This is a genomic window from Ureibacillus sinduriensis BLB-1 = JCM 15800 (genome assembly GCF_000772955.1).
Classification (GTDB): Bacteria; Bacillota; Bacilli; order Bacillales_A; family Planococcaceae; genus Ureibacillus; species Ureibacillus sinduriensis.
The window spans coordinates 112138-125447 of record NZ_JPVO01000050.1; the positions used below are offsets into that span (position 1 = coordinate 112138).

The 13310-nt window shown below is 37.8% G+C and carries 15 protein-coding genes; 4 read left to right on the top strand and 11 right to left on the bottom strand.

The genetic code is table 11. The features are described 5' to 3' along the window. Positions 1-530: 530 nt before the first annotated feature. The 9 genes from abc-f to CD33_RS19860 all read right to left on the bottom strand — a co-directional run bounded on the left by abc-f (position 531) and on the right by CD33_RS19860 (position 8791). Complete coding sequence (gene abc-f, locus CD33_RS10235) at positions 531-2174, bottom strand: ribosomal protection-like ABC-F family protein (protein ID WP_036200662.1); 1644 nt, start codon at positions 2172-2174, stop codon at positions 531-533. Between the two features lie 378 nt (positions 2175-2552). Next, positions 2553-2996 carry a VOC family protein gene (locus CD33_RS10240; protein WP_036200571.1) on the bottom strand — a complete coding sequence of 148 codons (444 nt, stop codon included), beginning with the start codon at positions 2994-2996 and terminating at the stop codon, positions 2553-2555. A gap of 15 nt (positions 2997-3011) precedes the next feature. Further along, a complete protein-coding gene (locus CD33_RS10245; RefSeq protein ID WP_036200572.1) occupies positions 3012-3434 on the bottom strand; it encodes a VOC family protein in 423 nt (140 codons plus the stop codon). 71 nt (positions 3435-3505) lie between these two features. Next, positions 3506-4024, bottom strand: coding sequence for a YfiT family bacillithiol transferase (locus CD33_RS10250; RefSeq protein ID WP_036200573.1), 519 nt, complete (start codon positions 4022-4024; stop codon positions 3506-3508). 16 nt (positions 4025-4040) lie between these two features. Further along, the gene (locus CD33_RS10255) at positions 4041-4526 is read right to left on the bottom strand and encodes a DinB family protein (RefSeq protein ID WP_036200574.1); all 486 of its coding nucleotides are present in this window, start codon (positions 4524-4526) and stop codon (positions 4041-4043) included. A 99-nt stretch (positions 4527-4625) separates the two neighbouring features. Then, positions 4626-5882: a CYP152 family fatty-acid peroxygenase CypC gene (gene cypC, locus CD33_RS10260; RefSeq protein WP_036200575.1), complete on the bottom strand. Its 1257-nt coding sequence runs from the start codon at positions 5880-5882 to the stop codon at positions 4626-4628. 142 nt (positions 5883-6024) lie between these two features. Further along, positions 6025-6576, bottom strand: a complete 552-nt coding sequence (locus CD33_RS10265) for a hypothetical protein (RefSeq protein ID WP_036200663.1) — start codon at positions 6574-6576, stop codon at positions 6025-6027. A gap of 354 nt (positions 6577-6930) precedes the next feature. Continuing rightward, entirely contained in the window at positions 6931-8490 is a 1560-nt protein-coding gene (locus CD33_RS10270) for a BCCT family transporter (RefSeq protein ID WP_036200577.1), read from the bottom strand. A 145-nt stretch (positions 8491-8635) separates the two neighbouring features. Beyond that, a complete protein-coding gene (locus CD33_RS19860; protein ID WP_084591316.1) occupies positions 8636-8791 on the bottom strand; it encodes a YpzG family protein in 156 nt (51 codons plus the stop codon). 213 nt (positions 8792-9004) lie between these two features. Here CD33_RS19860 and CD33_RS10275 point away from each other — a divergent pair, with 213 nt between their 5' ends. Continuing rightward, a complete protein-coding gene (locus CD33_RS10275; RefSeq protein WP_036200578.1) occupies positions 9005-9307 on the top strand; it encodes a YunC family protein in 303 nt (100 codons plus the stop codon). 17 nt (positions 9308-9324) lie between these two features. Here CD33_RS10275 and CD33_RS10280 read toward each other — a convergent pair whose 3' ends face one another. Then, complete coding sequence (locus tag CD33_RS10280; RefSeq protein WP_036200579.1) at positions 9325-10554, bottom strand: MDR family MFS transporter; 1230 nt, start codon at positions 10552-10554, stop codon at positions 9325-9327. A gap of 155 nt (positions 10555-10709) precedes the next feature. Here CD33_RS10280 and CD33_RS10285 point away from each other — a divergent pair, with 155 nt between their 5' ends. Next, the gene (locus CD33_RS10285; protein ID WP_052130163.1) at positions 10710-11819 is read left to right on the top strand and encodes an alpha/beta hydrolase; all 1110 of its coding nucleotides are present in this window, start codon (positions 10710-10712) and stop codon (positions 11817-11819) included. Between the two features lie 171 nt (positions 11820-11990). On the opposite strand, the gene CD33_RS10290 is transcribed toward CD33_RS10285, so the two are convergent. After that, positions 11991-12491 carry a pyridoxamine 5'-phosphate oxidase family protein gene (locus CD33_RS10290; protein ID WP_036200580.1) on the bottom strand — a complete coding sequence of 167 codons (501 nt, stop codon included), beginning with the start codon at positions 12489-12491 and terminating at the stop codon, positions 11991-11993. Positions 12492-12667: 176 nt separating this feature from the next. Here CD33_RS10290 and CD33_RS10295 point away from each other — a divergent pair, with 176 nt between their 5' ends. After that, positions 12668-12895 (top strand): hypothetical protein, encoded by a 228-nt coding sequence (locus CD33_RS10295; protein WP_036200581.1) that lies wholly within the window; start codon positions 12668-12670, stop codon positions 12893-12895. A gap of 135 nt (positions 12896-13030) precedes the next feature. Further along, positions 13031-13300 carry a YqhV family protein gene (locus tag CD33_RS10300; protein WP_036200584.1) on the top strand — a complete coding sequence of 90 codons (270 nt, stop codon included), beginning with the start codon at positions 13031-13033 and terminating at the stop codon, positions 13298-13300. The last annotated feature ends 10 nt before the right edge of the window (positions 13301-13310 follow it).

Here is a 13310-nt window from a genome sequence, read left to right on the forward strand (position 1 = left end):
CTATTAATCCTTTATTAACCATTTGTAAAGCAACATGCTGGGCTTATATAAAAATGTCGCATAAGTTTGTGATAAACTTCTGCGACATCTCAGGGATAAATGCTATCATTTCCAGTCCATACCTGTACGTTTAATTTTAGCGTTCAATTTAACTTCTATTTCCACATCTATCTTTATAGACCTCTCTCCATCGCTCCTCCGTTTTCACCTCACTCCCCAAGCAAGTTAAATCTTCTTATAAGATAATCAATATCATTTTTAAATATTCGATTAAATTCTTCAATATTCTCTTCTAAATTTAATGATATCTTCTTTTTTCCCTTCTCCTTAATATTTCACTATCTGGTACGTTTACTTTCGGTTGTGCACTTTTCGTTCTTTTTTAAAGAACGGTGACATCTAATCACCTTCTCCCTATCCTTATAAACAATGGTAAGGATAGTATGTGATTCACATTAGTTGCCATACATAATTTTCAGCAATCCTAAAAGCCCCAAAGGAATACTATAAATTCCTTTAGGGCTCTTTTATCATAAATCCTTCTTCAACTGATTAATTTGCTTTGTTAGTCCATTAAATCTCGCATCCAAATCAGGATACTGTGAATCCTTAACGGTCATAAAACTAAGCTTCCCAAGAACTTCCTGTCTTTCTGCTTCTAACTTTAAGAGCAATTCTTTATTTGCACCTATTTGGGACGGCGTTTCGTTCAATTGTTTATAAATTCTGCTATCTTTAAATTCCAAGCTACTACTCGTTGTCTTTTTCAGAAAATAGCGATCATGCGATACAATCAATAATGTACCATCATAATTTGATAAAGTCTTCTCTAGCTGTTCACGGGTAGGAAGGTCGAGATGGTTGGTCGGTTCATCTAGTATCAATACGTCTTTTTCTTCTAATATATATACCATTAGCTTACACTTCACTCTTTCCCCCATACTCATTTTCTGGATGGGTTCTTTCCAAGCTGAAGCTTCGAAGCCTAAGTGTTTCATTAAACTTTGCACTTTCCCTCTTTCTACATAAGTAGGCCGAAAAAACAGCTCCTCCGGTGTTTTGGACAGAGGTAAATCAAATACTTCTTGAGTGAGATAGCCTATATTAGCCGAGGGGGAAATCCAGACGCTGCCACCATCTGATGTTTCTTCTCCCATCAAGATTTTTAAGAGTGTCGTCTTCCCGCTTCCATTCGGTCCGATCAATGCCACCTTTTCACCGTGTTGGATAGTAAAGTTTACATTTTCGAATAAAACGTGATTGTTTATTATCTTTTTTAGGTTATTTACTTCTAATACACGTTTTCCTCGCTTATCATTGGCATTTATATTAAATCTCACCTCGTATTCCGGCTTCACAGCTTCAACTTCTGAATGCTCCAATTCTTTTTCGAGACGTTTTCTTTTAGACTTTATTTGGGCATCAGTTCGTTTTGCTTTTACACGATGGTATTCTTTAAATCCTTCTTGCTTTGTTGAGGCAGCGTGTGCTTTCTGGGACCAGGTGTTTAGCTCATTTAATTGGCCCTCAATCTTTTGGATCAATTGTTGCTGTTTTTCGTAGTCTCTCTGTTGTGTGTGCCTTCTCTGTTCGCGCACCTTCATATAGCTCGTGTAATTACCTTTATGCTCTATTAGCTTTTGATCTTCCAGTGACCAAATTTTTGTCACTACTTCATCCAGAAAATATCGATCATGCGAGACGAGAATTATTGTTCCTTTATACTGCTTGATGTGCTCAACTAGTTCTTTTGTAGATTGCTCATCAAGGTGGTTTGTCGGCTCATCCAGGAGAAGAAGGTGTGCATTCTGTGACAAACCTTTTGCCAGTCTTGCTTTAAGCTTCTCCCCGCCACTTAGATGATGATATTGATTTGAAGGAACCTTCCACTTCGCCAACATGCCAGCTTCTTCTATCCCAACATGCCTAGCCGTAAAATCTTCTGATTCCTGTTCAACCATTTCGATCGACACATGTTGCTGCAACCAGTTGATCTTTCCATTAATTACTGGCAGATTTCCTGTAATCATTTGCAGTAAAGTGGATTTCCCCGCACCATTCTTGCCGATAATACCAATTACATCCCCATTATGCACTGTCCCGTTTACACTTTTGAATAGTGTGTGATCAACAATTTCATAATTAATATTTTGCAATTTAAAAAGCTCTTGCATCAATACCGGCATCCCTTCATTGGAGGGAGGATTTCTAATTTTTTCTGAAAATAAAAATCCCCCCAAAGATTTTGGAAGGATTAGTCTCATTTTTTACAGATAGAAAAGTTTTGTACCTTCCTATACTTGCATACGAACAACCGAATGGATATCGATAATAGATACTCACGTAATCATTTATCGATATCGTAAAAGCTAATTTTGAGCCATACAGTTGTTGAACGTTTATGGAAAAATGGGCAGACTAATCCTATTTTAGATTCTTGAATTTCATTTCAAAAATAAAAATAAGATTATTTAATCATCGGCCACCCATCTTCCCTTCTCTTCATTTGACATGAATTATATCATGATTGTCTGTTATTGAAAATGAACCTACTATCTTTTTATAACCAGCATGTCATTACTGTCAAATTCCCACATTTCACCGAAAGCAACTTCCCAATAATAGCCATTTGGGTCCTGAAAATAGCCGCTATACCCTCCCCAGAATACTGTTTCTGGTTCTTTGATAATTTTCGCCCCTGCTTTTTCGGCCTGCGAAAATACTTCATCCACTTCATCTTTGGACTTTCCATTATAAGCTAATGTAAAACCACCGAAACCTGTTCCTATATTAGGGGGTTCATGTTCATTAATGTCCTTTGCTAACCGTTCGATTGGAAACAAAGATATTTTAGTGCCATTATTATTAAAAAATATGACATCCGGATTGGATTCTTCGCCATAAACCACTACATCGAAGCCTAGCCCCTCCCTGTAAAATTGAAGGGATGCTCGCATATCTTTCACACCTAAAGTAAGTAAATTTAAACGGTTCATTGTTTAGTGATCCCCCTATACATTATTAATAGTATGCCTCTCTTTATACTTAGGACTCAATTCGCTCCAAACATCAAATTTATTGCCATCGAGGTCCTGGAAAATGAAGTTTTTCCCAGCATGTCCCCGATCTTCGATTTCCCCGACTTTTATTTTTTTTCTGCCAAAATCGGCATAAAGTTCATAGAGTGCTGCTAATCCATCCACTTCAAATGTTATCGAAAATCGATCCTCACCGTTGATGTCAAGAAAATTGGCACTTTCACTCGGCGGAGAATGCACGAGAAAGAAGCTTAAATCGGCAAAGTTTAGAATCGCTTTCATGTTATCCATATAAGATACGGCAGCACCCAGTTTTTCCACATACCAGTCGGTTGCTGCTTCTACTTCCTTGACCGGTATGTAAATTGTGCCGACCCTTATTAAATCGATGTTCATTGAATTTCTTCCCTCCCATAAAATAAACCCCAATTTGAAAACAATGATATTTTCGAATTGAGGTCTTCCATTTATGTAGTTCTAGTTGCCAAAGCATTTTGAATATGTGCAAGATGATGATTGACGTGCCAAGTACTAAAAGCCAATGTGGAGAGTATAGTTTGTACACCCGTTTCCAGATGCGTATACTTCCGTTCTAATTGGTCCTTTGTTAACTTTTCAAATAAATACGCCAACCGCGCATGAAGTCCTTCTATGATTTGTAAGGACGTGATGATTGGGAGGCTGCAATCTGCAAGAGTTGCCCAGGAATTTTCTTCAAATGGTTTTATCTGTGGATTGTCCTCCGTTAATGCCAGTTTAATGCGCGTATATACATTTATTTGGGCATCCGCAATATGATGCACAAGTTGTTTAATTGTCCATGCACCTTCCCTGTATGTAAGCTGCTGTTCTTCATCATTCAAGGACCCTGCTATTTCCGTTAAACTTTGAGGGTACGTTGAAATACTTTGAATCCATTCAGTTACTAATTCATCCGTCAGAAAGTCAGGTTCTTTAAATTTTCCGATTGGGTATCTTTCATCCATTCTCTTTCACCTCATATTACCGTTTACAATGACCCCCCAGGCTTTTCAAAATTTCCTGTATTTGACTGAAATGATGCTCATCATGTTCAACAAATCCTTTTAAATAAGCTGTTAGCGTCAATGTCGTTTGATTTACTTTAATTTCTTGTGCCCATAGTTCATCTTCAATATTATTAATAACAATAATCAAGCTTCTTCTTGCAGCAATAAACCCTTTAATGATTTCCCCCTTTGTCTTTACTTTACTCTTAATAGAAGACTGACGATTTAGCTGCTCTGTTTCGGGACCTTTGGGAAGAATGGCACCTTCAATTAAATAGGGAAGGCGTTCATTTAAAAGAAACCGATCCCAAGCCTCGAAATGGCCGACGACTTCCGCGATTGTCCATTTCCCTTGCGCAATTGGTGTCCGCCATTGTTCTTCTGTCAAATTTTCTAAATTCTTCACCCAGTCTACCGAATTCTCAAAATGCATTAAGACTTCTTCCTTATTTTGATGCAAGAATTTCAGCTCCTATAGGTTTTCTTTGTTACTAGTTTTCTATAGAAAATCAAAAATCCCTTCTTTAATCTAATATGTATAGAAAAAAACCGAAATCATTTAATGACCTCGGCTTCTTATTATTTGTTCAAGAATTATTTTGCTTTTAGGAATGCTGGGGATATCATCTATTTCAAAGCTTAAATCTTGTTTCGGCACCTTGTATTCCATTCGATTAACCAAATAATCCAGGCTCAATTTCATTACGTCCACAGTAATCTGTTCACCCGCACATCGGTGTCCTAAATAATAATCCCCTCCCCCTTGAGGGATAAAACTAAATGGACTTCCTTGCCAATAGGTAAACCGTTCAGGGTTGAATTTTTGTGGGTCTTCCCATTTCACTGGATCATGGTTCGTGCCGTATAGATCTAACAGCGTTAACGTACCTTCTTTAAACTCGTATCCATTCCAGGTGAAATCAGTTTTTACTTTCGCAGCGATAAAAGGGAAGAACGGATAAAATCTTCTGACCTCCTGGACGAACATTTTGGAATAGTCCTTATAAGACCGAAGTTTCTCTTTTTCTTCAGGGAATTCAAGAAGCGCCAAAAGAGAGAAATTAATATAGATTGAAATAGCTACAATTGGCCTTAGCATGTTTATAATTTCAACTGCCACCGTCTCAACATCCAAAAGATTTCCTTGTGAATCTTTGTGAAATGAAAATTGATGAAGTACTGTACTTTGGGGGAACTTGATTTTCCCATCCCGTGTATCCTGGATTAGTTGATGAATTGTTTTTTCACAGTTGTTGCGAAAGGTTCTACCCACCCAATGTGCAGGACCGATTGCTGCCGCTGTTTCGAACATGGAAGCCAGCTCTTTTGTCATTTTCTTCACATCATCTTCATGCAAAGGATAGCCTATCCATTTAAATGCCACAATACAAAGCAATTCTTTTACTTCCTCATAAAAGACGATGCTATCCATTTTGCTCCACTTATCGATGGATTGTTCCCATTGCATCTGTATTAACTCAAATAAATGACTTAACTGTTCTTCCGTCATAACGGACATAAGCATTTCTTTTCGATTACGATGTTCTTCATCGTCCAAGGTTTGCACACTATTTTTTCCAAAAAGGGTTTGGACAAGTCGATTAGGTGCAGCATCTTTCCTTTGAAACTTCTGGGGATCATAGAAAATTTGGGCGGCTTCCTCCCCTAACATGCAAATGGCCTTTTTTCCTAAAATACGTGTCTCAAAGACGTTGGATCGAAGTTTCTCACTTCTATTTAGAATAAAATGATAGCCTTCCTTTAAAAGGCCTATACTATGATCGATTCCTTCTTCTCTCGGCATTTGATTTTCCATTATTGTCACCTCATTTTCCGTTCACTTTTTTAGTCTTTCTAAACCTGTTGTGATTATACTTACCCCTATGACATTAAACGTAATCAAAAAACACCAAAATGCAATTTAAGAACATTTTGGTGTTTGGTGCATGATTATATAATTAATAAATTACGGGAAGAACCCCTTTGGAGGAATCCCTTACCAATAGGTCTGCCAATTGTCCTTCGAATTCTAATTGAAGGTTTTTCAACAATTGCAGATCATTGGGGGACACAAGAGAAATAGGCTTCTCGAAACGGCTTATGCCGCCTTCATCCAGTACTTGTGCAACAAATTCCGAACAAAAGAAGGCATGCTTCCTGTGATACGGTTTATTTATAATAAACGTTATGAGTCCTAAAAGGTTATATCGATAGAGGTGCTTTTCTGTTTCAATTTTTTTAATAAATGCTTTCATTTTTTCGATTTGCGTAGCTGTTGCATCAAAACTATAGATTGCACATCTTGCATTTTTAAATAAGTCCTGTCTTAAATCTTCATTGACAAACCCACCAATAAAAGGATTCCGTGGTCTCTTACGCCCGAAACTATAAACTTCGTTGAAATGCTCATCAAATACAATCGATGCATGGTTATAAGGCTTTCTTGTATAAAGCTTAATCATTCTTGTAAACATTGTGCCTGTATCAGTCAGTAATAAATAAACTTTCATTCTTTCCACCCTGTTACCCCTTCGTTCATATCTTACTACCAATAATAAAATATCGACTCTCACCTGATAACCGACTGAAGAAATATTTCAGCATCAGACCTAAGACGTAGTTTCAATGCTATTATCATCTTTATGAAGAGTTATGTTGTTTATCAAAACTAATGCATAATAGGTGCACTTTTACATACTTGTTCTTATGTAATTACTTCGGAAAATAGAACTAGCTACTTCTCATTTAACGTTTTCCTCCTCAAGATTAGGCTTCAATCCACAAATAATAACCCGAAGAAACAATTAAGTCTCTTCGGGTTTCATCTATATAAAGCTAAGTTGTAATTAAGCATCTTATCCATTTCACTTTTTCTTTTGTTGGTTCTCACGCTCAATATGTTCCCGCATCTTCTTCAATCTTTTTATTTCGTGCTTCTTGATAGGAATCATTTCTGTCCTTAGCATTTTCCACAGTGTGATGGCAAGCAGCAATATAATGAAAGTGAAAGGTAAAGCAGCAACCAAGGCGGCTGTTTGCAAAGCATCCAAGCCCCCAGCATAAATTAAAACTCCACAAATAGCAGCCATTAAAACTCCCCAAATTAATTTTGTAATAACTGCCGGATTCATCGCTCCGTTTGAAGTCATGCTGGCCATTATAAATGTGGCTGAGTCTGCCGATGTGATTAGGAAAGTAAAAATCAGTATAATACCGATTGCTGATATTACCATGGATAGTGGCAAGTTATTCAACATCTGGAACAAGGCACTGGTAACGTCCTCATTTACCAATTCAGCGATATTGGTATTTTTGTGTAAGTCATACCAAAGTGCAGTCCCCCCAAAAGTTGCAATCCAAAAGCATGAGATTACTGGTGGAACGATTAATACACCGTATATAAACTCGCGCACTGTTCTGCCCTTTGATACCCTCGCTATAAAAGCTCCGACAAATGGTGACCAAGAAATGGCCCATGCCCAATAAAATACAGTCCAATCCTTTACCCATGTATCTTCTTTATATGGCTGCAGGCGCAGGCTATATTCAACAAAATGTGTAATATAATCACCTATCGCCAACGTGAATGTCTCCAAGATAAATACTGTCGGCCCCATAATAAATACAAAGGCCAGCAAAAGTAAAGCTAAAGCCATATTCACATTGCTTAGAATCTTGATGCCCTTTTGTAAACCGGTAGTAGAGGATAGCATGTAACCAATGAACATTATGGCAATAATTATGAGCTGCACTAAAAAATTGTTCGGCAAACCGAAAACTGCATTTAAACCGCCGTTTGTTTGCAGCACTCCTAATCCTATCGAAGTTGCCACTCCCATGACAGTAGCGATAACAGCAAAGATATCAACGAGATTTTTTATCCCTTTTTTAGGACCGGTAATTGGCTCTAATGAGGTGGATATAAGCAAATCTTTCTTTTTATTAAATTGCATATAACACATTATTAGTCCCATCAAGGCATAGACAGACCATTGGCTGATTCCCCAATGGAAGAATGAATAGCCCATGGCGAGCCTTGCTGCGTCAGTTGTTAATGGTTGCACTTTATCTGTTGGTGTAGTGAAAAAATGGCTCATTGGCTCTGCCACTCCCCAGAAAACCAATCCTACTCCAAGTCCCGCTGAAAACAGCATCGAAATCCAAGTAACAAATGAGAATTCAGGTTTGGCTTCATTTCCACCAAGTCGAATTGTTCCAAATTTACTAATTGCCAAAGAAAGCAAAAAGAGAATAATAAAAAAAACCGAAAGTAAATAAAACCAGGAGAAATTTCGAGTAGTCATATCAAATACTGCACTAGCGATTTCTCCAAACCGGACCGGAAACAAACCGCCTAGCAATACCAACACTAATATGATTAAAGCTGAAACCGAAAACACCGGGTTTTTTACTATTTCTTTCATAGAAAAAAACATCTCCTCATCAATGAAAACTCCTACTCTCAATCCGCTACCCGAGATCGCTCCAATAAAAACCTTAATTAATGGCGAAGGTTTTTGTAAAAGAACATACATAATATAAAAGTCCGGAATTATCCGGACCTTTGATTTACATAAATCTATTAGCTTTAGCGGCCGTTCTCAAAACTTGGGTCTGGAGCGGAATCTTTGTTTCTCCATTCATTTGAGATTTATGGAACTTCGGCTTAGCCCAGTTGCGGTGATTCTTTGAAGAATTAGGATCAAGTATTCCCTTTTTTCCCATCGGTCACACCCCTGTTCAAGTTAGTAGATTTATCAGTAAAATCAAAATTAGTATGATACACTTTCATCAAATCATGCGCCCATTCTTTAAGTTTACAAACTATACAGAAATTCCTTTGCTCAATAAAAGTTCTCCGCTCCATTTAATTATTCATTCTATATGGGAACACTTTTTTCACCCTTCCATATTTTATAAAGGAAAGGGGCGATAAATATGGTTTCGATAGAACCACTCGAAATAAACGGACACATGTTTACTGCTGTTACTGTACGGTTACCAAAAACAACACTTTTAACTGTTTCGAACGAAAACGGGTACATTATGTGCGGGGCGTTGGATGTTGGATTGTTGAATAGTAAATTAGCCGACCGCAAAATTATAGCAGGTCGTGCAGTAGGTGTAAAAACCATTGATGATCTACTAAAAGCACCTTTAGAATCTGTTACTCATGAAGCAGAAAAACTGGGCATTGTAAAAGGAACAATCGGTGAAGACGCTTTAATGATGATGATTTAAAAAAAAAGCCCAAGAAATTATTTTTCTTGGGTCACTTTCGTTTTCAGAAGCCCTTTATGCACAAATAAAATACCAATCGTTATCACTGCGCCAATATAAATAGACATTTGGATTGGTAATAGAAAAGCCCCAATAATAATGCTGGATCGCGCAATTAGGTCCCCTCCTGTATAACCTAAATTGGCAAAAGCCGCATAAGATCCCCTTTTATCTTCCGGCATCATGCTAGCCTGCTCAGCACTTACAATTGGAGAGTAGATTAATTCCCCGATGGTTGCAACAAAATTGAAAAATATTAGAATGTTCCAAGGATTTGCGGATGTAACGACGACATAACCCGCCCCATAAACAATCAGTCCAACAAAAATGATCTTTCTTTTATCGAACCGATCCGTTAAGCGGCTAACAAAAAAGGTAAGCAGTACGACGAGCAACATGTTCTCGACATTTAGAATACTAAGCATTCTAATCCCGGCAATCTGGAAATCACCGATGAAAATCGGCTCAAAATCTTCTGCCAATCGGACGGCAATATAATTGTTTAATGTCAATTCAGCTGCATTAATGCACATTAATCCAACTACCAATATAACAAATGATCGATCACGCAAGGCCATTTTATAGTTATGTATAATATCTTTCATTGCATTTCTATGCTCTTGTTTGAGGTAAGGTCGTTTGATGTCAGTGAGCCAACGCGCATATACAATGAAAATACCGATAGATATAAATGTGAGGACCGCAAATAATTCAATCTGGTGGCTTACATACAAAAGTCCACCGATTGCCGTTCCGATCGCCATGGATAGATTGTGCAGCCAATAGTCGGCTGTGTAAATTGATTTCCTATTCTCGGGAGTTGTGGAATCGATTATAAGCGCATCCATTGCCGGGTACTCAAGACTACTTGTCATGGTGAACACAATATAAGCAAATGCAAACAACAGGACAATGTTATGTTCCGGCAGCAAGCTTACCGTCATCAACAAGAACATTACCGCCGTAAAGAAAGATGATACCAATAGGAGCTTCTTGCGGCTAAAACGATCAGCCACATAGCCACCTACTAAATTGAAGATGAAACTGATGCCAACAGTTAATACTAAAAAGGTGCCAGCAGACACTTTATTCCATTCCTGTGCGAAAAATAACGCCATAAATGGCAATACGGCAGCTGAAAGAGCCCGGTTAAAGAATGATGTCAATAATCTCACTTTTACATTTTGAGGATAGTCCTTCCATTTCATGATGTAGATCCCCCTATCTACTTCATTTATAGCAGAATCCACGGGTTTGTAATAGTAAATTTTGTAAATACATACATCTACTCCTCTAAGTATAGCCATTATCATAATGGATAAAATAAACCAACAGCAATACTGATCCAAAGCGGGGTGAAACTTTGAAAACAGTACTTGAAATCATAATTTGTTTTATGCTTTTCTTTTGTTTAGGCAATACTGCACCCACACTGGCCCAAGAACCTCAAGTAAAATCGGAATCATCAAATGTAGATATAACAATTACAGGCGAAGTAGATGAACAGCTTCTGGATCGATTAAAGGAGAACCTGAAAACTGGCAATGAAGACGAATTCGATATCGAGGAAGCTATTAAAGGGCCAACGCAATATCTTGATATGGAACAATTTAGGAAAACAGCTCTTGATCTTCCTTACACTGATACACAAAACGACCGGCAACAACTCGATATTGTTTATCCATGGATCGGAAATCCTCCACATAAAGTAATAGTGGCCCTCCATGGTGGTGGTTGGTCAAACGGTAATCGTAAATCAGCATCTTTGAAATTAGTCCAGATGGCCACTCAGCAAGGTTATGCAGTGATAAATGTAGGTTATCGACTATCAGGCGAGGCGAAATGGCCGGCTCAACTTCATGATGTAAAAGCTGCCGTCCGTTTTATACGCGCCAATGCAAAACAATATCGATTAGACACACGCAATATCGTAGTTTGGGGAAATTCCGCGGGAGGACATTTAGCTAGTATGCTTGCAGCTACAAATGGGATGGAAGAAATGGAGGACCTCTCTATGGGTAACTCCAGCGCTTCATCCGAAGTACAAGGGGTGGTATCCTGGTACGGGATTTCGGATGTTTCCAAATTGCCAGATGCCAGCATTGATATAGCAAACAAGCTGATGGGTTACAATGTTCGGGACAAGGCAGAAGAAGCAAAGGTTGCCAGTCCAATTTATAATATTAATAAAAACTTTCCCCCGATTTTCATGATTCATGGCACAAACGATCAAGTCGTTCCGTTTGAGCAATCTGTCGAATTTGCAAAAAAAATTAATCAGATCACACAGAAAAAACAAGCCGCATTGAAACTTCACGTTAACGCAAAACATGGGGATGACCAGTTGAAGACTATGGAAAACGTGGATGAAAGCCTGAACTTTATAGATAAAATTATGTACCCCGAACGAAAAAATCCTTATCGTACGAAAAGATTTAAGGAAATCAAAACAACCTCAGATAAACCATCCTAATCATGAGCTGCTACAAAACAAAAATGCAAAAGACCATTTTCCCCAGTGGGGAAATGGTCTTTTGTTGATATACCAAAAAATTGATTACTCCATCGATTTTCAAATTGGTTATTAAAAATCTTCCTTCGTTCTAATGATTTCTACTTCTGTTCCGAGCTTCATTCGTAGTTGCTAATGGCTTATAGCATCACTAAACTTCCCGGTGATTTTTTCAATTTCGACCTCAAACAATTCCGTTTTCGGTAATGCAGGATAGCCATCCTTTTCAAAAGTCCAGTTTGGATCGCCGTATTTTTTCCATAGACGATCATAAAACCACTCTTTTTTCTCGACTTCCTCGATATGTTGAACTGTCCCGAATACAACAACACTTGTATAACCTAAAGCCGATTGGCATGCATATTTTTTACCCGGTACAATATCCCCCATCTCGCATACCTCAATACTCGTTTTGTCGTTTGCTTTGACATTTTCCCAAAAGTGACTTTCCCGCAAGTTTCCAATATGTATATAAAGTTTTGAACCACCTTCGTATACATACACAAAAGGAATCACATAAGGATACCCATCTTGACTGATGGTTGCAACATGAGCAACTTGTGCATATTTCAGAAATTCGTATGCTTCTTCTTCCGTTACTTCTCTTTTTTTGTTATGAATCGTTCCCCTCAACTTCTATCTCCCCTTTACTAAAAAGCATATAATCGCCCTTAAATATATATTCTAAATACTCTTTTAAACTCCTTCTTTTAAGTTAGTGACAAAAACAAACCTTCCCAACATTTATAAATGAACGATTATGTGATAAAATCAAATCGAACAAGCGAATACATGAGGGGGAATTGACAATGGGTAATTCAGTTTTAAAACCAAATGCCAAGATTAGTCCAGAACGCGAAAGTGAAGCATTGGCTATTCGTAATAACTTAATTATTGAATTATTAGTAAGTGTACTAGATGAAAAATTAGTTATCGAACGTCATATTTTACGTGAACGTTTAGCAAATCTTATCGAACTAGCTAAGTACGATGAGGAGCTAAATGAAACGCTTCACGGTGTAATCAATAAATTATAATTTCCGTATATAAAAGAGTCGCTCCATCTAAGGAGCGACTCTTTATATTTTCAAATAAGCAATGTTCGTGTCTGACTTTTGCTTAAATAATCGATACCGGACAAGCATAAACTTACTTATCAAATCGAAAGGAAGATGTATGTGGCATCTGCATTACTTTATATGGTGGTATTGCGGCTAATTTCCGGAAGTATAGAGTTGACAGTAGCTGGCTTAATGTATAAGACGCAGGATTTGGAAAAGGCACTTGCCCTTAATTCCATGCTCGCCTTGGTTGGTCCATGTGTTCTTATCATTACGACCGGTTTGGGAGTTGCTGGATTGGGCGATAAAATCTCCTTCCAAAAAATACTTTGCCTGTTCGGAGGAATATTGTTGATTTTATTAAGCTTGAAGATGAAATGATTATGCTCCA

What these genes read in the sequence shown, in the direction of transcription:
- CD33_RS10275 (WP_036200578.1), top strand. Translation starts at nt 9,005, where the DNA reads ATGGTTTCGATAGAACCACTCGAAATAAACGGACACATGTTTACTGCT.
- CD33_RS10265 (WP_036200663.1), bottom strand. Translation starts at nt 6,576, where the DNA reads ATGAAAGTTTATTTATTACTGACTGATACAGGCACAATGTTTACAAGA.
- CD33_RS10300 (WP_036200584.1), top strand. Translation starts at nt 13,031, where the DNA reads ATGTATGTGGCATCTGCATTACTTTATATGGTGGTATTGCGGCTAATT.
- CD33_RS10240 (WP_036200571.1), bottom strand. Translation starts at nt 2,996, where the DNA reads ATGAACCGTTTAAATTTACTTACTTTAGGTGTGAAAGATATGCGAGCA.
- CD33_RS10270 (WP_036200577.1), bottom strand. Translation starts at nt 8,490, where the DNA reads ATGAAAGAAATAGTAAAAAACCCGGTGTTTTCGGTTTCAGCTTTAATC.
- cypC (WP_036200575.1), bottom strand. Translation starts at nt 5,882, where the DNA reads ATGGAAAATCAAATGCCGAGAGAAGAAGGAATCGATCATAGTATAGGC.
- CD33_RS10280 (WP_036200579.1), bottom strand. Translation starts at nt 10,554, where the DNA reads ATGAAATGGAAGGACTATCCTCAAAATGTAAAAGTGAGATTATTGACA.
- CD33_RS10295 (WP_036200581.1), top strand. Translation starts at nt 12,668, where the DNA reads ATGGGTAATTCAGTTTTAAAACCAAATGCCAAGATTAGTCCAGAACGC.
- CD33_RS10250 (WP_036200573.1), bottom strand. Translation starts at nt 4,024, where the DNA reads ATGGATGAAAGATACCCAATCGGAAAATTTAAAGAACCTGACTTTCTG.
- CD33_RS19860 (WP_084591316.1), bottom strand. Translation starts at nt 8,791, where the DNA reads ATGGGAAAAAAGGGAATACTTGATCCTAATTCTTCAAAGAATCACCGC.
- CD33_RS10245 (WP_036200572.1), bottom strand. Translation starts at nt 3,434, where the DNA reads ATGAACATCGATTTAATAAGGGTCGGCACAATTTACATACCGGTCAAG.
- abc-f (WP_036200662.1), bottom strand. Translation starts at nt 2,174, where the DNA reads ATGCAAGAGCTTTTTAAATTGCAAAATATTAATTATGAAATTGTTGAT.